This is a genomic window from Klebsiella sp. RHBSTW-00215, assembly GCF_014103785.1.
In the GTDB taxonomy this organism is placed as follows: Bacteria; Pseudomonadota; Gammaproteobacteria; order Enterobacterales; family Enterobacteriaceae; genus Klebsiella.
The window spans coordinates 5,034,295-5,051,374 of the sequence record NZ_JABXQS010000001.1 but is presented as its reverse complement, the minus strand read 5'-3'; the positions used below and the strand labels follow the sequence as shown (position 1 = coordinate 5,051,374).

The window sequence follows — 17,080 nt, the reverse complement described above, 5'->3', positions numbered from 1 at the left end:
TATGCGCATACCCAAATTCACCCGTTTAGCCGGGGCGGCGATGCTGTTGGCCCTGAGCGGCTATGCGGCGGCTCAGGAGCGAATCACTCTACGCATCGCCGACCAAAAAGGCGGCATGCGTTCGCAGCTGGAAGCCGCCAACGCGCTGCAAAATCTCTCGTACGACATTAAGTGGGCCGAGTTTCCGGCCGCTGCGCCGCTGGCGGAAGCGTTGAACGCCGGTGCGGTGGACGTGGGGATTATCGGCGATGCACCGCTGCTGTTTGCGCTGGCTAACGGCGCGCCGGTCAAAGCCATCGCCGTCGATAAAAGTAACCCAGCGGGGACCGCGGTGCTGGTCTCTCCCGGCAGCCCGCTGAAAAGCGCGGCGGATTTAAAAGGCAAGCGTATTGCCACCGGTAAAGGGTCGATTGGTCATTTCGTGGCGCTGAAAGCGCTGGAGCAGGCGGGTATTTCGCCCAAAGAGGTGCAGTGGGTGTTTCTCGGGCCGGTGGACGCCAAAGTGGCGCTGCTTAACGGCTCGGTAGATGCCTGGGCGACCTGGGAGCCGTATACCACTCAACTGGTCAAGACCGCCGAGGGGCAGATTCTGGTGAGCGGCAAAGGGCTGCTGCCGGGCAACACTTTCCTCGCCGCCACCGATGATGCGCTGAACGATCCGCAAAAACGCGCGGCACTACAAGATTATCTCAATCGCCTGGCCGGTGCTGAGCGCTGGGCCTACGCCAACCTTGATAGCTACGGTAAAACGCTGGGGGAAATTATCCGCTTCCCGGCGGATATCGCCCGCGCGCAGTTTGCCAATCGTCAGTCGCAGTGGCTGCGCCTGGATTCGCAAACGGTCGCCCAGCAGCAATCAACGGCGGATTTCTACCTCGCTAACGGCCTGATCCGCGCAAAGCTCGACGTCACGCCGACATTTGATAACGGTTTTAGCGTGCCTGCCGCGCAGGCTCATGCGGAGGTCGCGCCATGATGCATTCCGGTTTTTCCCGCCGTCGCTTCTTACAATTAAGCGGTGGCGTGGCGCTGGCGGGGGCATCCCTGCCGTTATGGGCTCACGATATGGCGGCGATGGCGAGCAGCGACGAGCATCCGGCACTGCGTCTGGCACAGCCGTACAAAATCAAGCTGGCGATAAACAAAAGCGCGGTGTGCCTTGCCCCGGTTGCCGTCGCGGAGCAGCAGAAGATTTTCAGTAAATATAATCTCGACGTTGAGTTCGTTAACTTCGGTAACTCAACGGACGTGCTGCTGGAGGCGATTGCCACCGGCAAGGCCGATGCCGGGGTTGGCATGGCGCTGCGCTGGCTGAAGGCGCTGGAACAGGGCTTCGACGTCAAGTTGACCGCCGGAACTCACGGCGGCTGTCTGAACCTGCTGACGGCGAAAAACTCGCCGTTTGGCGGCCTGGAGAGCCTGAAAGGGCAAACTATCGGCGTTACCGATATGGCCGGGCCGGACAAAAACTTCTTCGCCATTTTACTCAAGCGCCACGGCATCGACCCAATAAGCGACGTGCAGTGGAAAGTCTATCCCGCCGATCTGCTCAGCGTCGCGCTGGATAAACGCGAAATCGCCGCCATTAGCGGTAGCGAACCATTTAGCTATCGCCTGCTGGAAACCGGTAAATATCAGCTTATCGCCAGCAATATGACCGGCGATTACGCCAACCTGAGCTGCTGCGTGCTGGGCGTCAGCGGTACTCTGGCGCGAGATCACAAACCTGCCGCCGCCGCGCTCACTCAGGCGATTCTTGAAGCGCACAGCTACGCCGCTGAACACCCGGAAAGCGTGGCGCAATCCTTCCTGGCCCATGCGCTCAATACCAATGAAGCGGAGGTTAGCGGGATCCTTCACGGGCAGGGGCACGGTCATCATGCGGTGGGCGAGGCGTTTGTCAAAGAGCTGACGCAGTATGCGGTGGATCTTCAGCGCGTGCAGGTGATCAAGCCGGGGACCGATCCTCATCAGTTTGCGGAGAGTATTTATGTCAACGTTTTCGCCTGAACGGGTGCGGTTGCGCCCGACCCGCGGCAGGCCGCTGTGGAATGAAGGCCTGCTGGCTGGCGTATTGTGGCTGCTGGGTGGTTTTTTTACTCTCGCCTGGCCGGATGTCGGGCGGCGCTGGCCGTTTAGCGAAGGTTGGGCGCTGGCTCAGCTCACCGTCGGCGGGGGATTACTGCTGCTGGCGCTGAGCTACCGCTACTGGCGGCAGCGGGGCGCGCGGTTGCAATATGCCGGGAAATGGCTGGCGCTGCTGCCGGTGCTGTTTGCTATATGGGAAGGGCTGACAGCGAAGACGGCGTTTCTGCCGGTACCGTTTTTCGCGCCGCCGCAGGCGCTGATTGAAGTACTGCACGATGACTGGCCGCGCCTGCTTGACAGCCTTCTGCATTCGCTGGGGCTGCTTGGGCTTGGCGTGCTGCTCGGCACCAGCTGCGGTTTTATCAGCGGTCTGGCGATCGGCTGGTCTCAGCGTATCGGCTACTGGATGCATCCGGTTTTGCGCCTGCTGGGGCCGGTACCGTCCACCGCGCTGCTGCCGCTGTGCCTGTTTATTTTCCCTTCGAGCTTCGGCGCCAGCGTGTTTCTGATTGCGCTCAGCACCTGGTTTCCGGTGACCGTGCTGACCTGGTCCGGGGTGATCGGTATCGATAGGGCATGGTATGACGTGGCGCGGACCCTGGGGGCCAGCCAGCGCTTTCTGATCCTGCGGGTGGCGATCCCCGCTGCGTTGCCAAACGTGTTTGTCGGCCTGTTTATGGGCCTCGGCGCGTCGTTTTCGGTGCTGATCGTTGCTGAAATGGTAGGGGTTAAATCCGGGATTGGCTTTTATTTGCAATGGGCGCAGGGCTGGGCGGCGTATCCCAATATGTACGCGGCGCTGCTGGTGATGGCGTTTTTATGCTCGGGTCTGATTAGCGGGCTGTTTATGGTCCGCGACAGGCTGCTGAGCTGGCAGCGGGGAGGGATGAAATGGTAACCGCGACGCTAAATTCTCAGGCGATATCTACCGGCGCAACGGTATCGATTAGCCATCTACATCATGCTTTTACGCTTGGCAAACAGGCGGTTCCGGTGCTGGAGAATATCAGCCTGCAGCTGCGGCCCGGAGAGAGCGTCGCGCTGCTTGGGCCGTCAGGCTGCGGTAAATCGACCCTGCTGCGGCTGCTGGCGGGTCTGGAGGCGCAGCAGAGTGGGCACATTCAGATTGATGAGGCGGCAATGGACGGACCAGGGCCCGAGCGAATTCTGGTGTTTCAGGACCCGACGCTCTACCCTTGGCTGACGGTACGGCAAAACGTGCTGCTGGGGCCGCAGGCGCAGGGCAAGAAGGGGCTTGAGCCGAAGGCCGACGCGCTGATTTCACGGATGGGGCTTGAGGCGTTTAGCGAGGCCTGGCCGCGCCAGCTTTCCGGCGGGATGGCGCAGCGTGCGGCGCTGGCGCGCGCGTTGTTAAATGAACCGCGCCTTCTGTTATTAGACGAGCCGCTGGGCAAACTCGATTCGCTCACCCGTATCAGCATGCAGCGGGAGCTGATCGCCCTATGGCAGCAGCGGGGCTATACCAGCCTGCTGGTGACCCACGATATCGAAGAGGCGCTGCTGCTGTGTGAGCGGGTACTGGTGATGTCGCCGCGTCCGGGCAGAATTATCGCTGAGTTCTCGCTCCCGCTTGAGTTTCCGCGCCATCGCGATAATTCGCAGCTGTTGCAGTATCGCCAGGATATTTTGCGTATTCTCGGACAGGAAGAGGATTGGTAAGTCCCTAATGCCGGGCTTATATAGCCCGGCTTTTGTAGGCCCGGTAAGGCGTTAGCCGCCACCGGGCGATTCCAGAAGTTCACTCGGTGTCAACAATCTGTAACCTTGATTTTCCCCGGTAGCCTAATTGGACTACCGGGGAACGCTATCAACTTAAAAATCCATTTTCACCGTAAACTGCACTTCGCGCGGGTCGCCAATCTGGTTACCGAGGTTATTGGTGCCGATAGATGACGTGTAATAGGTCTTATCGAACAGGTTCTTCACGTTAACCTGCAGAGTGACCGGGTATTGCAGCTTCATCTTATAGGCCGCGAACACATCCGCTACCGCATAGCCCTGCAGATAATAATCCGCGCCGTTGGTGCCGGAACGCTTGCTGACCGCCCGACCGCCGCCGCCGACCGTCAGGGTATTGCTGTCGTAGACGTTATGAATGTCATAGCTCAGGAACAGCGAACCGGTGTGCTTGGGCACGTTCGGCAGCGGTTTGCCCTGGTAATCCGGGTCATCGGTAACTTTCGCGTCGGTATAACCGTAGCTGGCGATGACGCTAAGGTTATCGGTCAACGACCCGGCCACATCCACTTCCACGCCGCGTGAGCGGACTTTACCGGCGGTTTTCGCAATGGTTTCATCGCCCACCGCTTCGGTATAGAGGACGTTACGCTTATCAATATCGAACAGCGCGATATTGGCAGTAACGCCGCTGAACAGTTCAAACTTCGCGCCTAATTCGTAGGAAGTGGACTCTTCCGGCGGCAGGTTACCGATATAGCTGGCGATAGAGGACTGCGGCATAAACGACTGCGCCACGTTACCGAACAGCGAGATTGTCGGCGTCAGCTTATACACCAGGCCAACTTTCGGCGTCCATTTCTGGTCGCTGCTGTCGGTGTTGACGTTAAACGGACGGCCTTTACCCGCGTACTGGGTGTAATACTGATAGCGCACCCCGGCGACGGCTATCCACTTATCGGTCAGATAGAGCGCATCCTGAACGTAGCCCGCATAGCTCTCCTGCTGAATACGCTGGTCGCTATCGGATGCCGAAACGCTGGAGCACTTGTCGACCGTGCCGTAGACCGGGTTATAGATATTGAACCCTTTCACGTTCTTACAGCGGATCATATCGGTACGCAGCAGATCGTAATTCTCGTACGCCAGGCCGGTGAGGATCTCGTTGTAGAAACCGCCTATCACCACGTTACCCTGCAAATCCGCCCGCGTGGAGTGCATTTTCTGGGTTGAACCATGGGTGGCGTCGACGCGGCGGGTCAGGTCTCCGGTCGCTGAATCATAAGCCATCACGCGGGCCTGGTTATCGTTGTAGTGATCCTGGCTGTAGCTGTAGTCAAAGCGCGCGGTCCAGGCGTCATTAAGACGATATTCCGCATTCAGCTGCGCGAGATCGGAATAACCGTCGGTGATGTTAAACGGTTCATCAAAACGCGTTTTTCGATCGACGTTAACCGCATGACCGGTGTTCAGATCGAAGATGGTGCCGCGATCGAACGGGGTGCTGTAGTTACGGTGTGAATAGGAAACGTTTACCGTCGCCCGCTCGCCGAACCAGGTCAGGGAAGGGTTAATAAAGCTGCTCTTCTCTTTACCGAAATTGCGCCAGTAATCTTCATTCTGATATTCGCCAATCACCCGGTACGCCAGCTGCGTCCCTTCAATGGGGCCGGTAACGTCAAACTGACCGGTGCCGCCGCCAAAGCTGGTGGAAGTGGCGGAAACGGAGCCGCCGAAGGTGCGCTCCGGGCGTTTGGTGACGACGTTTATCAAGCCGCCGGGGTCGAGAATACCGTACAGCGTTGAGGCCGGGCCTTTCAGCACTTCAACTCGCTCGGTGGCGGCGGTAAAGCTGCGCGGCAGCACGGTGCGCAGTCCGTTAGTCATGATTGAACCATCGCGGTTAGAACCGAAACCGCGGCGGCTAAAGGCGTCCTGGGTGCCGCCTAACGTATTGGTTTGTACGACGTTAGCGACGTTATACAACGCCTCATCAAGATTGGTGACGTGCTGATCTTCCAGCACTTTATCGCTCACGGTATTGACCACCTGCGGAATATCCAGCATCGGCATCGAGGTCAGCGTGGCGGTTGAGGTACTGACCGGCTGATAGCCGCTAGTGGCGTTCTGCTGCGCGCCGTCAGCTACCACCGTAATCGTCTCGTCGGCGGTTTTCTTTGTTTTATCGGCGCTATTTTCTGCCGCCAATAATCCCGGTGAGGTCAAAAAAATCAGTGAAAAAAGCGCACGCCCTTTTAATGCCGAAAAAGGGACATTTAATGGAATCATTTTCTGTTTCTCGTGAACGAACCTCGCCTTTGCGGAGAGGTAAAGTCAATAAAATCATTGCCCTGAAAAATAAATCTATCTGTTTTTCACGCTATTCTGCGTCCAGACATGTAATTGAGAATCATTCAATCACGAAGAAATGTAGTAGTAAATGTTATGTAAGATAAAAAATCGCCAGCAGCAACAATCAATATTTTAGCGCTGAGTTAAGAAAGTGATTTTGAATTAATTGTTTGTTTTTATTGATTATTAAATCTCTTTGTTCGCGTGTGGTTTTTGGTAGTAACCTGGCGTTTCTTCCGTAACGATGGGGTATTGACTACTACATTCATCCCCCGCATGATCAAAAGAGAATGAGATTTATTTTTGTTTGAGTGCGGAACGTGCGGGTTAGCGCCACGCCGTTGCGGCGCAGGAGTGAGTTATGCCACAGCGGGTGTTACCTGCAGAGCAGGGGATCGTTCTCGATTCCCTGTCGGCCGGATATGGCCAGACGTTAATTGTCGATAATATTCATCTGACCATCCCCCACGGGAAAATGACGGTACTGGCCGGGGCCAACGGCTCCGGTAAATCGACGCTGCTGTCGACTATCGCCCGGATGCTCAAGCCGCTGGGCGGCTGCGTGCGCCTGGACGGTGAGGTGATTCACCAGATGCCGACCCGGGAGGTTTCCCGCCGGTTGGGTATTTTGCCGCAATCGCCGCTGACGCCCGAAGGGCTAACGGTCTTTGAGTTGGTTTCGCGCGGACGCTATCCCTGGCAGGGGCTGATGCGTCAGTGGTCCGATGCCGATGAACGGGCGGTTGAAGAGGCGCTCCGACTTACCGGCACCACCGAATTTGCCCATTTACCGGTCGACAGCCTCTCCGGCGGCCAGCGTCAGCGCTGCTGGATTGCGATGGCGCTGGCGCAGCAAACGTCGACCATCCTGCTGGATGAACCCACCACCTGGCTCGACCTGCGCTATCAGGTCGATATCCTCGAACTGCTGCAAACCTTAACCCGCGAACATGGTCGCACCGTAGTGACCGTCCTGCACGATCTGAACTTTGCGGTGAACTACGCCGACATGCTGGTGTTTCTCAAAAAAGGGCAGATCGCTGGGGTTATCGACGAAGGAGAAACCTGTACGCCGGGGCTGATTAAAACCGTCTTTGACGTTGACGTGCAGATGTCAGTCAATCCGCAGACCGGTAAGCCTTTTTTTATGCCGTTTCGCGTTCGCGAGGAGAGGGATTTATGAGCGCCTCCGCGCTGTCCCTGCATCGCCGACAATCCCGGCCCCGGCTGGCGCTGGTACTGCTGAGTCTGTTGCTGCTTGGCAGTTCGCTGGTGCATCTCGGGCTGGGCGCGCGCTGGATTGCACCGCAAACGGTGATTCAGGCGCTTTTTCATTACGATCCGCGCAACTTCGATCACCGCATTATTGTTGATTTACGCCTGGTGCGCCTGGCGGCAGCGCTGCTGACCGGCGCGGCGCTTGGCGTGGCGGGGCTGCTGCTGCAAACCGTGATCCGCAACCCGCTTGGCGAGCCGCATATTCTCGGCCTGAACGCCGGGGCCTCGCTGGCGGTAGTGGTAACTTCGGCGCTGGGAATTAGCCTCGGCGGCGTGGCGTTAGCCAGGCCGCTGACCGCCGCCTGCGGGGCAGCGCTGCTGTTTGGCGGCGTGATGCTGCTGTCGTCGTCAGGGCGAGGTGGGGCGACGCCGCTACGCATTACCCTGTGCGGGGTGGCGCTGTCGGCGTTTGCCTCGGCGGTGACGGCGGCGATTCTGATCCTCGATGAACAAACGCTGCTGGCGATGCGCACCTGGCTGGCGGGCGATCTTGCCGGTCTTAGCTGGCAAACGTTGCGGTCCGCTTTTGTTCCGGCGCTGGCGGGGCTGAGCATTGCGCTGGTGCTGGCGCCGCGGCTGAACGTGTTGGCGCTGGGCGATAAGGTTGCGCTGGGGCTGGGGGTGAAGATAGTGCAAACCCGTCTGCTGGGGCTTGCTGCCATCGCGTTGCTTTGCGGCTCGGCGGTGGCGGTAGCTGGGCCGATTGGTTTTGTTGGCCTGGTGGTGCCGCACGTGGTGCGTCGTCTGGTGACTGAAGATATTCGCCTGGCGCTGCCGCTGGCCGCTCCGGTCGGTGCGTTGGTGCTGGTGCTGGCGGACATCGCCGCCCGCACGCTGGTGGCTCCTCAGGAGTTGGCCACCGGTGCGATGACCGCGCTGGTCGGCGCGCCGGTGTTTATTTTTATCGCCGCGAGGTTTTTTAAATGAAAAACGCCGCCCATCGCGCCGGGTTTCGTCCATTTGCTGCGGGTTCTTATCGGTTGCTGCTGCGCCCGGTGGCGCTGAGAATCGCTGGCGGGTTGTTGCTGGCGATCCTGCTGTTGGCACTATTCGGTCTGACGCGCGGCAGCTTCCCTATGCCCTCCGGGACGTTGCTCCAGGCGCTGCTGGCTCCGGAAAACGTGGCGGAGCAGCAACGCTTTATTTTGTTTGATATCCGCCTGCCGAGGGTATTTATGGCGTTGTTGTGCGGGGCGATGCTCGGCCTGGCCGGGGCGGCGATGCAGAGTATTACCCGCAACGGCCTGGCGGATCCCGGGCTTATTGGGGTGAAAGAGGGGGCCAGCATCGTGGTGCTGGCGCTGGTGCTGTTCTTCCCGGCGGTGGGACTCGTCTGGCGGCCGCTGGCGGGGATGCTCGGCGGTGTGCTGGTGGCGCTGCTGGTTCTGCTGCTGGCCCGCGACTGCTCGCGGCCGCGATTTATTCTGATCGGTATCGGCGTGTCGTGGACGCTGGCGGCGGCGGTTGGCATTTTCATGACCACCGCCGATGTGCGTGACGTGCAGACGGCGATGATCTGGCTGGCGGGCAGCCTGCACGCGGCGACCTGGCCGCTGCTGGTTGTGGCTTTTTGCTGGGCGCTGCCGGGGGCGCTGATTCTGTTTCTTACCACCCGGGCCGCTGATGCGGCGCTGCTGGGCGACCGGACCGCCATCGGCCTCGGCGTGCGTTTGCAACAACTGACGCTGCTGCGCTTTTTCGCGCCGGTACTGCTGACTTCCGCCAGCGTCTCCTGCGTCGGCAGCCTGGGTTTTGTGGGCCTGATGGCACCGCATATGGCGCGTTTTTTACTGCGCGGCGGCCAGGTAGCGCTGCTCAGCGGCAGCGCGTTGATTGGCGCACTGCTGGTGTTAGTGACCGATACCCTGGGGCGCCTGGCTTTTGCTCCGCTACAAATTCCGGCGGGAATTGTTATTGCCCTGGTCGGCTGCCCGTTTTTTATTGTGCTGCTTTGGCGTCGTCGTGACGCCTTGTAAATCAAAAGGATTGCTATGCGCTGGTTCATTTCTCTGCTGGTCTTAATGGCGGGGGTCGCCACGGCGGCCGATACGCAAACATTTACTGATGACTTAGGCCGGACGGTGACCGTCCCGCTGCACCCGCAGCGCATTGTGTCGATGCACGATCTGGATATCACCATTCCGCTGATCGAGCTTGGGGTGCCGCCGGTCGCCAGCCACGGACGGACTCGTCCTGACGGCAGCCATTTTCTCCGCTCCAGCGCGCAGTTAACCGGGATTGATTTCGATAACAGCGCGATTCAGTTTATCGGCACGGCGGATATCGACCTTGAAGCCGTCGCCGCCGCAAAGCCGGATTTGATTATCACCGAGAACAGCCGCCACGTTTCGGTTGAACAACTGGAGAAGATTGCTCCGACGGTGAGCATTGACCATCTGCAGGGCAGCGCGCCGCGCATTTACAGCAAGCTGGCACAGTTGACCGGCACCCAGCCGCGGTTATTGATCCTCGAACGTCGCTATCAGGAGCAGATTACGCAGTTGAAGGCGACGGTGGATACGCAAAAGATTGTCGTGTCGGTGATTCAGGCCAATAACGGCAAGGTTACCGTGCATCACTCTTATCATGCCCTGGGACGCGTGCTGCGCGATGCCGGGTTCCGCTTCCCGCCGCTGATTGACAAGATCCCCGATAGCCAGCGCATTGACGTGAGTGCCGAACAGCTACCGGAGCTGGATGCCGATTTCGTATTCGCCACCTGGCGCTCGGATACCGGCGGAAAGCCGCAGGATGAGCTACAGGCGATGGAAGGCGTGATGCCGGGCTGGTGTGATTTTATGCGCGCTTGTCGTACCGGGCGCTATATTCTGCTGCCGCGTGAAGATGTTATTTCGAACTCGTTTGCCGCACTGACGCTGATGGTCGCCCAGGTTCAGTCGCATATTGCCGGACGCCCTTTGCCCGAAGGACTGAAATGAAAACGCCGGTGAAGAGAGAGAAAGGGCGGGTTGATCTGTTTGGCGAGCGTTTTCGCGCCCGCGCGCATCAGCTGTCGCCACGCCTGCTGGCGGTGGTCAGCTATATCAATGACAACCGTGAAGTGGTGCTGGAGCGCACGGCCATGGAGATCGCTACCGCGACGAATACCTCGGATGCCACGGTGGTGCGGGCGATTCAGGCGCTGGGTTTTGCCGGGCTGCGTGAGCTTAAACAGACCATGGAGCGCTGGTTTGGTCCGTCGGCGACCTCGTCAGAAAAAATGATCTCGACGGTGGGCGCGCTGTCCAGCGATGTGAATTCGAGTATCGATTTCGTGCTCGAAGGGCACCAGCGGGCCTGTGCGGTGCTGTCGCGTCCTGATAACCGCGCAGCGGTGGCTCAGGCGGTGGCGCTGCTGAGTGATGCGCGTCAGGTGGGCATCTTCGGTATCGGTGCGTCGGGCATTCTCGCCGAATATACCGCCAGGCTGCTGAGCCGCATTGGCCTGCCTTCGTATGTGATGAACCGTACCGGATTTAGCCTCGCCGAGCAACTCATTAGCCTGCAACGCGGCGATGTGCTGATTATGATGGGGCAAAAATCGCCGCATCGGGAGGGAATGACCACCCTGCGTGAAGCGCGGCGGCTGGGGATCCCGACGATTCTGCTCACCCAGGCGGTGGACTCCCGCTTTAGCCAGGAGGCGCAGGTGGTGATCGACGTGCCGCGCGGCGACGACAATGGCCGAGTGCCGCTACATGGTACGGTGCTGGTGTGCCTGGAGATGATCGTGCTGTCGGTGGCCTCTACCGCGCCGCAAAAGACGGTAAAATCGATGAAGCGGATCAATGAATTGCATCGGGCTATTGGTAAATCCGGCGGTAAACGAGGCTAATCAAAAGATAATTCACCGCCGGGAAGGTTTCCGGTTGCATGCCCTGCTGACTCTGTGTATTTTTATGCAAAATAAATGCATAAAACGGAGTTGTTATGGTTAAGAATTGGATGAAAGCGTGCTGCCTGATGGCAGCGCTGATCGGTACCGCTCAGGCGGCCCAGCAAACTTACGTGGTCGGCTCCGGCGGGACCTATCGTCCGTTTGAGTTTGAAAACAGCCAGAAACAGCTGGAAGGTTTTGATATCGACATCATCAAAGCGATTGCGAAAGCGGAAGGTTTTGATATCAAACTGATTAACACCCCGTGGGAAGGGATCTTCGCCACCCTGGGCACCGGCGACCGCGACATTATTATCTCCGGGATCACCATCACCGATAAGCGCAAGCAGATGGTCGATTTCTCCGCCCCGTATTTCCCGGCTGAACAGTCCATCGTGGTTCCTGCAGACTCTAAAGTCACTTCACTGGAAGCGCTGAAAAGCGAGAAAGTCGGGGTGGTGAACTCCAGTACCGGCGATATTGTCGTTTCCGACGTACTGGGTAAAAACAGCACTTCGATCAAGCGCTTTGATAACACCCCGCTGATGCTGCAGGAGCTGTTTGAAGACGGCGTGAGCGCGGCGGTAGGCGATGTCGGCGTGGTGAAATACTACATTAAGCAGCACCCGGAGAAGCAGTTCAAACTGGTGCCGGACGCCAAATTTGAACGTCAGTATTTCGGCATTGCGGTAGCGAAAGGCAACAGCGAACTGCAGGCGAAAATCAACGCCGGTTTACAGAAAATCGTTGCTGATGGCACCTACGCCAAAATCTATAAAACCTGGTTCGACGAGAACGTACCGACGCTGCCAGCACAATAATCTGTATTTTTGTTTTCATCACGGCTATCGACATTAACGATAGCCGTATTTTTTAGGGAAGGGTTATGACGGGATTCCGTTGGGAGATCATTGAGGAGTACGGTCCGCTGTTTATGGACGGTGCCTTGATGACCATTAAATGTACCATTATCTGCGTGATCCTCGGCACCCTGTGGGGGCTGACCCTCGGGCTGGGGCGAATGGCGAAAGCCGAGCACGGGGTATGGAAATACGTTCTGCGTTACCTGGTGCAGTTTCCGGTACGCTTTTACGTCAGCGCGTTTCGCGGCACGCCGCTGTTTGTGCAAATCATGGTGGTTCACTTCGCACTGGTGCCGCTGTTTATCAATCCGCGCGATGGGCTGCTGGTCACCAGCGGCATGATGAGCGCCGATTTTGCCCGCGAGCTGCGCTCCAACTACGGCGCGTTTCTCTCCTGCGTCGTGGCGATAACGCTCAACGCCGGGGCCTATGTCTCCGAAATCTTCCGCGCCGGTATCCAGTCTATCGATAAAGGACAGATGGAAGCCTCCCGCGCGCTGGGAATGCCGTGGTGGAAAACCATGCGTCAGGTCATTCTGCCGCAGGCGTTTCGCCGCATTCTGCCGCCGCTCGGTAACAACGCCATCGCCATTGTTAAAGACTCCTCGCTGGCTTCAGCCATCGGCCTGGCGGACCTGGCCTACGCCGCGCGTACCGTTTCCGGCGCTTACGCCACCTACTGGGAACCCTACCTGACCATCTCACTGGTCTACTGGGTTATTACTTTCCTGCTGGCGCAGCTGGTTAACCGTCTGGAAAAGAGGTTTGGCAAAAGTGATTCGCATTCATAATTTACACAAGCGCTTCGGCGACAGCCACGTTCTGCGCGGCATCAGCTGTGATATCAAACCGCAGGAAGTGGTCTGCATTATTGGTCCGTCGGGTTCGGGAAAAAGTACCTTTCTGCGCTGCATGAACGCGCTGGAAACCGTCAGCGAAGGTGAGGTTGAGGTGAACGGTTTTGCCGCCCACGATCGCGCCACTGACATTAATAAGATGCGCGAAAGCGTCGGTATGGTGTTTCAGCGTTTCAATCTGTTCCCGCATAAAACGGTGCTGGAAAACCTGATTATGGCGCCGATGAACCTGCGCGGTATGGCGCGGGCCGAGGCGGTACATCTGGCGGAAGAGCTGCTGGCGAAGGTAGGGCTGAGCGACAAGCGCGACGCCTGGCCTTCCAGCCTTTCCGGTGGTCAGCAGCAGCGCGTGGCGATTGCCCGCGCGCTGGCGATGAAGCCGTCGATCATGCTGTTCGATGAACCGACCTCGGCGCTGGATCCGGAGCTGGTGGGCGACGTGCTGGAGGTGATGAAAAATCTCGCCAGCGAAGGGATGACCATGGTTATTGTGACTCACGAAATGGGCTTTGCCCGCGAAGTGGCCGACCGGGTTATCTTTATCGACCAGGGTATTATTCAGGAAGAGGGCAAACCGGCGCAGATCTTTAGTGCGCCAGTAAACCCGCGCACCGCTGAGTTTTTGAGTAAAGTGCTGTAATGGTTTTCAGCCCCGGCGTGCGCTATGCCGCCGGGGAACAATCCGAATGATTTTGTTGCTCATTCCATGGAGTGCGCTGATGTTAAGGAAGGTGTTCGTCCCGCCGGTTTTACTGCTGCTGTTTGTGCTTTTCGATCTGTTGATTGCCGGGCGCGAGTTCTGGGCGTGGCGGCCACTCTATTTCGGCCTTGCGCTAATCCCTCTTATCATTAGCGCAGTTATCGTTCTCGGGACGCTGCGCCAGTTTCGCACCCACCGTACCACCCTGAATCCGCTTCGAGCGCAAGAGACCACGACCCTGATGACCGACGGCTGGTTTCGCTATTCGCGCAATCCAATCTATCTGGCGATGACTGGCGTACAGCTGGCCCTGATTATTCTCAGCGGCAAACCGCTACTGCTGCTGACGCTACCGTTGTTGATCTATTTGCTGACCGTGCTGCATATCCACCCGGAAGAAGCGGAAATGGCTCGTCTCTTTCCTCGCCAGTGGCCGGAGTATGCGCGTAAAGTGCGGCGCTGGTTGTAGGATTACCAGCTCCGAAAGTCGCTGATTTTCGAAGCCCGGAGATAAAAACTACCGTGCGACTTCGCTAATATCATCCATCTCTTCTTCGCGTTCACGCGCATCTGCCAGCAGCGTTTTTTCGCTTTTGCCGAAGCACTGAATCAGCAGGAACAGCGCGCCGCTGGCAAACAGTGTTATCACCAGGCCATCATAGCCCGCGACGCTAATCAGCAGGCTGCTGACCACCGGACCCGCGACGCTGCCCGCAGACCAGAAAAACCCCAGCAGAGCGTTGATCATTATCAGCTTCTGTCCGGAGAAGGTTTTCCCGGCGCGAACCAGCGATAGCGTGTAGAGTGCGCCCGCCGCGGCTCCCAGAATCATACAGCCAACAATAAGCTGAATATTTGATGCCAGCAGGAACGGTAAGGCCAGCAGTGCGAGGCAGAAGACTACCGCGCAGGTTAGATGTACGCGGCGGATGCCGAAGCGGTCGGCAATCCAGCCTAATGGTGCCTGGAACAGGGCGTCGCCGGTCAGGACTACCGTGACCAGCAGCACCGCCATCACTTCATTTAGCCCTTTATCCATACCGTACAGCGGCAGCAGCGCCAGAATGCTGGCATCAAAGAACGCAAAGCAGAACACGCCGGAAGCCAGTACCGGTAAAAAAGCGCCAAGGCTGCGCCAGCTGGCGTGTTCGGCGAGTCGTTCGCGGCTACCTGTTGGCAAGTGACGCAGCATCAGCAGGCAGGCCACGGTGATGCCGCCAATGACCAACAGCGCCCACGGCTGATAGTCTGGCCCGGCGGAAATCAATAATGGCCCAGCCAGCTGACAGCCGGTGAAGGCAGAGGCGTAAATCCCGGTTAAGGTTGCCCGATTTTTGCCCGCCGCGCCGCCGGTTATCCAGCTCTCCCCGAGGACGATAATCACCCCAGAAGCCATACCGGTCAGCAGTCGCGGCAGCAGAAGATGTGCAATATCAAAGCTCAGGCAGGAGGCTACTGTGGAGACTGCGAGCACCACCAAGCTTGCGGCCAGCAGCATCCCCATCTCAAAGCGTCGGCACAGCGCAGGTGAGAGGAAGGAGGATATCATCATCCCCGCTGGCGGTAGCGCGGCCAGCAGGCCAACGTAGACGGTATCAATCTGCTGCTGCGCCAGCTCAAGGCTGATTAAAGGCACCGTATAGCCGGTGATAAATCCCACTAGTGAAGCGGCCATGATCATCGCCAGCGTGGGGGCAAGGCGACTCTGGTCTGGGTTGAACATTTTATTCCCGATAACGGAAGTCTGAAGAGTGAATTATTCGGCGAAAGGCCAGTATAGCTGCATAATAATTAATCGCACGCCTTCTGTCACCGTTGATATGACTGCCAAAAAAGGCGGCTCTGACGGGATGCCTCGCTAATGCGCATGGGCTCAGGGTCTGCTGAATGTTGTCAGCGCGCGGGCGAAAGGATATAACCAATAGGATCGTCGGTAACCTATACCCGTCATACTTCACGCTGCATGTGCGTTGGCTGCACTCACTCACCCCAGTCACTTACTTTAGTAAGCTCCTGGGGATTCGTTCTCTTGCCGCGTTACTCGGCCTGCGGCCTCGCCCCTTCGGGGCCAGCGCAAGCGCTGTTCAAGGCACGAGTGCCTTGTCCTGCAACTCGAATTATTTAGGGTATATAACCGCAAATTATTGAATAAAACACTGGTTCAGCGCTGATGCTGTGCAGGAAAGGAGTAAGACATGGCAGTATCCCCTTCACTGATCGCCGAGGCCATCCGCTGGCGACGTGATTTTCATGCTTGCCCTGAACTGGGATACCAGGAGCAGGAAACCTCGCGGCGTATTGCTGAATTACTCACTTCATTTGGACTTCAGGTTCATACCGGGCTGGCGGGTACCGGCGTGGTGGCGACGCTGGAGAATGGCCCTGGTCCGGTAATTGGACTGCGGGCGGATATGGACGCGCTACCGATAACCGAACTGGGCGACGTTAGCTATAAATCGCGCAATCCAGGCGTGATGCACGCCTGTGGGCACGATGGACATAGCGCAATGCTGCTGGCGGCAGCCGCGCATCTGGCGCAAACCCGCCGCTTTCGCGGCACCGTCCACTTTGTGTTTCAGCCCGCCGAGGAGAATCTGGGTGGCGCGCGTAAAATGGTGGAAGAAGGGTTGTTCGACCTGTTCCCGATGGACGGCATCTACGCGCTGCATAACTGGCCGGGTATTGCGTTGGGTCAGGTGGCGATTAACAGCGGGGCGATGATGGCCTCGCTCGATGCGTTTGAAATCACCCTGACGGGTAAAAGCTGTCATGCGGCGATGCCGGAGCGTGGGGCGGACCCGATTGTCGCCGCAGCGCAGTTGATTATGGCGCTGCAAACGATTCCTTCGCGCCGCCTTTCACCGCAGGAATCTACGGTGGTAAGCATCACCCAGATTGCCGGCGGTGAGGCGATTAACGTTCTGCCGGATAAAGTTGTGCTGCGCGGGACCTTTCGCTGCCTGAACAACCAGGTGCGCGAGCGGGTGAGGGGGCTGATTGAGAGCTATGTCGCCGCTCAGCCGCAGGTCTCTGACGTTGAAGGGGAGATCTCCTGGTATCCGGGTTATCCGGTGACGACTAACGATCCTGCCCAAGCGCAAAAAGTTCGCGATGTGGCGACCGCGCTGCTGGGGGAATCGGCGGTGAGCTGGAACGGAAACCCATCCATGGCGTCGGAGGATTTTGCCTGCATGCTGGAAGCCTGTCCAGGAGCCTATTTTTGGATAGGGACCGACGGCGAGACGGCCTCGAAGCCGCTGCACAATGCCGGGTATGATTTTAATGATGAACTGATTCCGCACGGCGTAGCGCTGTGGACGGCGCTGGTGGAAAAGCTGCTGGCGTAAGATGCCGATCCCGGAGGCGG

At 58.2% G+C, this 17,080-nt stretch carries 16 protein-coding genes; 14 read left to right on the top strand and 2 right to left on the bottom strand.

The features are described 5' to 3' along the window. Nucleotide 1: 1 nt before the first annotated feature. Genes HV127_RS24100 through HV127_RS24085 form a run of 4 tightly spaced genes read left to right on the top strand, consistent with a single transcriptional unit; the run spans nucleotide 2 to nucleotide 3,768 of the window. Nucleotides 2–976: an ABC transporter substrate-binding protein gene (locus HV127_RS24100; protein WP_182239320.1), complete on the top strand. Its 975-nt coding sequence runs from the start codon at nucleotides 2–4 to the stop codon at nucleotides 974–976. Continuing rightward, a complete protein-coding gene (locus HV127_RS24095; RefSeq protein WP_182239318.1) occupies nucleotides 973–2,010 on the top strand; it encodes an ABC transporter substrate-binding protein in 1,038 nt (345 codons plus the stop codon). The genes HV127_RS24100 and HV127_RS24095 overlap by 4 nt, the downstream gene beginning before the upstream one ends. Beyond that, nucleotides 1,991–2,986, top strand: coding sequence for an ABC transporter permease subunit (locus HV127_RS24090; protein ID WP_182239316.1), 996 nt, complete (start codon nucleotides 1,991–1,993; stop codon nucleotides 2,984–2,986). Before HV127_RS24095 ends, HV127_RS24090 begins: the two co-directional genes overlap by 20 nt. Further along, the gene (locus tag HV127_RS24085; protein WP_182239314.1) at nucleotides 2,980–3,768 is read left to right on the top strand and encodes an ATP-binding cassette domain-containing protein; all 789 of its coding nucleotides are present in this window, start codon (nucleotides 2,980–2,982) and stop codon (nucleotides 3,766–3,768) included. Before HV127_RS24090 ends, HV127_RS24085 begins: the two co-directional genes overlap by 7 nt. Before the next feature lie 153 nt (nucleotides 3,769–3,921). Here HV127_RS24085 and HV127_RS24080 read toward each other — a convergent pair whose 3' ends face one another. Then, nucleotides 3,922–5,994 (bottom strand): TonB-dependent siderophore receptor, encoded by a 2,073-nt coding sequence (locus HV127_RS24080; RefSeq protein WP_182240804.1) that lies wholly within the window; start codon nucleotides 5,992–5,994, stop codon nucleotides 3,922–3,924. 505 nt (nucleotides 5,995–6,499) lie between these two features. On the opposite strand from HV127_RS24080, the gene HV127_RS24075 reads away from it, so the two are divergent. The 9 genes from HV127_RS24075 (at nucleotide 6,500) to HV127_RS24035 (ending at nucleotide 14,182) form a co-directional block, all read left to right on the top strand. After that, on the top strand, nucleotides 6,500–7,321 hold the full coding sequence (locus tag HV127_RS24075) for an ABC transporter ATP-binding protein (RefSeq protein ID WP_182239312.1): 822 nt from the start codon (nucleotides 6,500–6,502) through the stop codon (nucleotides 7,319–7,321). Continuing rightward, entirely contained in the window at nucleotides 7,318–8,343 is a 1,026-nt protein-coding gene (locus tag HV127_RS24070; protein ID WP_182239310.1) for an iron ABC transporter permease, read from the top strand. The genes HV127_RS24075 and HV127_RS24070 overlap by 4 nt, the downstream gene beginning before the upstream one ends. Further along, entirely contained in the window at nucleotides 8,340–9,392 is a 1,053-nt protein-coding gene (locus HV127_RS24065) for an iron ABC transporter permease (RefSeq protein ID WP_182239308.1), read from the top strand. Before HV127_RS24070 ends, HV127_RS24065 begins: the two co-directional genes overlap by 4 nt. 15 nt (nucleotides 9,393–9,407) lie before the next feature. After that, on the top strand, nucleotides 9,408–10,355 hold the full coding sequence (locus HV127_RS24060; protein ID WP_182239306.1) for an ABC transporter substrate-binding protein: 948 nt from the start codon (nucleotides 9,408–9,410) through the stop codon (nucleotides 10,353–10,355). Further along, on the top strand, nucleotides 10,352–11,251 hold the full coding sequence (locus HV127_RS24055) for a MurR/RpiR family transcriptional regulator (RefSeq protein ID WP_182239304.1): 900 nt from the start codon (nucleotides 10,352–10,354) through the stop codon (nucleotides 11,249–11,251). The genes HV127_RS24060 and HV127_RS24055 overlap by 4 nt, the downstream gene beginning before the upstream one ends. A gap of 95 nt (nucleotides 11,252–11,346) precedes the next feature. Further along, nucleotides 11,347–12,114: a basic amino acid ABC transporter substrate-binding protein gene (locus tag HV127_RS24050; protein WP_182239302.1), complete on the top strand. Its 768-nt coding sequence runs from the start codon at nucleotides 11,347–11,349 to the stop codon at nucleotides 12,112–12,114. A gap of 65 nt (nucleotides 12,115–12,179) precedes the next feature. Next, entirely contained in the window at nucleotides 12,180–12,947 is a 768-nt protein-coding gene (locus HV127_RS24045; protein WP_110277278.1) for an amino acid ABC transporter permease, read from the top strand. Beyond that, nucleotides 12,931–13,653 (top strand): amino acid ABC transporter ATP-binding protein, encoded by a 723-nt coding sequence (locus HV127_RS24040; protein WP_182240802.1) that lies wholly within the window; start codon nucleotides 12,931–12,933, stop codon nucleotides 13,651–13,653. The genes HV127_RS24045 and HV127_RS24040 overlap by 17 nt, the downstream gene beginning before the upstream one ends. Nucleotides 13,654–13,732: 79 nt before the next feature. Beyond that, nucleotides 13,733–14,182, top strand: a complete 450-nt coding sequence (locus HV127_RS24035; protein ID WP_182239300.1) for a methyltransferase — start codon at nucleotides 13,733–13,735, stop codon at nucleotides 14,180–14,182. A gap of 48 nt (nucleotides 14,183–14,230) precedes the next feature. On the opposite strand, the gene HV127_RS24030 is transcribed toward HV127_RS24035, so the two are convergent. After that, nucleotides 14,231–15,436, bottom strand: a complete 1,206-nt coding sequence (locus HV127_RS24030; protein ID WP_182239298.1) for an MFS transporter — start codon at nucleotides 15,434–15,436, stop codon at nucleotides 14,231–14,233. Between the two features lie 472 nt (nucleotides 15,437–15,908). Here HV127_RS24030 and HV127_RS24025 point away from each other — a divergent pair, with 472 nt between their 5' ends. Next, nucleotides 15,909–17,060 carry a M20 aminoacylase family protein gene (locus tag HV127_RS24025; RefSeq protein ID WP_228727495.1) on the top strand — a complete coding sequence of 384 codons (1,152 nt, stop codon included), beginning with the start codon at nucleotides 15,909–15,911 and terminating at the stop codon, nucleotides 17,058–17,060. Nucleotides 17,061–17,080: the final 20 nt, after the last annotated feature.

Excerpts from the sequence above, each read along its gene's own strand:
- HV127_RS24100 (WP_182239320.1), top strand. The coding sequence starts at position 2 with ATGCGCATACCCAAATTCACCCGTTTAGCCGGGGCGGCGATGCTGTTG.
- HV127_RS24095 (WP_182239318.1), top strand. The coding sequence starts at position 973 with ATGATGCATTCCGGTTTTTCCCGCCGTCGCTTCTTACAATTAAGCGGT.
- HV127_RS24090 (WP_182239316.1), top strand. The coding sequence starts at position 1,991 with ATGTCAACGTTTTCGCCTGAACGGGTGCGGTTGCGCCCGACCCGCGGC.
- HV127_RS24085 (WP_182239314.1), top strand. The coding sequence starts at position 2,980 with ATGGTAACCGCGACGCTAAATTCTCAGGCGATATCTACCGGCGCAACG.
- HV127_RS24075 (WP_182239312.1), top strand. The coding sequence starts at position 6,500 with ATGCCACAGCGGGTGTTACCTGCAGAGCAGGGGATCGTTCTCGATTCC.
- HV127_RS24070 (WP_182239310.1), top strand. The coding sequence starts at position 7,318 with ATGAGCGCCTCCGCGCTGTCCCTGCATCGCCGACAATCCCGGCCCCGG.
- HV127_RS24065 (WP_182239308.1), top strand. The coding sequence starts at position 8,340 with ATGAAAAACGCCGCCCATCGCGCCGGGTTTCGTCCATTTGCTGCGGGT.
- HV127_RS24060 (WP_182239306.1), top strand. The coding sequence starts at position 9,408 with ATGCGCTGGTTCATTTCTCTGCTGGTCTTAATGGCGGGGGTCGCCACG.
- HV127_RS24055 (WP_182239304.1), top strand. The coding sequence starts at position 10,352 with ATGAAAACGCCGGTGAAGAGAGAGAAAGGGCGGGTTGATCTGTTTGGC.
- HV127_RS24050 (WP_182239302.1), top strand. The coding sequence starts at position 11,347 with ATGGTTAAGAATTGGATGAAAGCGTGCTGCCTGATGGCAGCGCTGATC.
- HV127_RS24045 (WP_110277278.1), top strand. The coding sequence starts at position 12,180 with ATGACGGGATTCCGTTGGGAGATCATTGAGGAGTACGGTCCGCTGTTT.
- HV127_RS24035 (WP_182239300.1), top strand. The coding sequence starts at position 13,733 with ATGTTAAGGAAGGTGTTCGTCCCGCCGGTTTTACTGCTGCTGTTTGTG.
- HV127_RS24030 (WP_182239298.1), bottom strand. The coding sequence starts at position 15,436 with ATGTTCAACCCAGACCAGAGTCGCCTTGCCCCCACGCTGGCGATGATC.
- HV127_RS24025 (WP_228727495.1), top strand. The coding sequence starts at position 15,909 with ATGGCAGTATCCCCTTCACTGATCGCCGAGGCCATCCGCTGGCGACGT.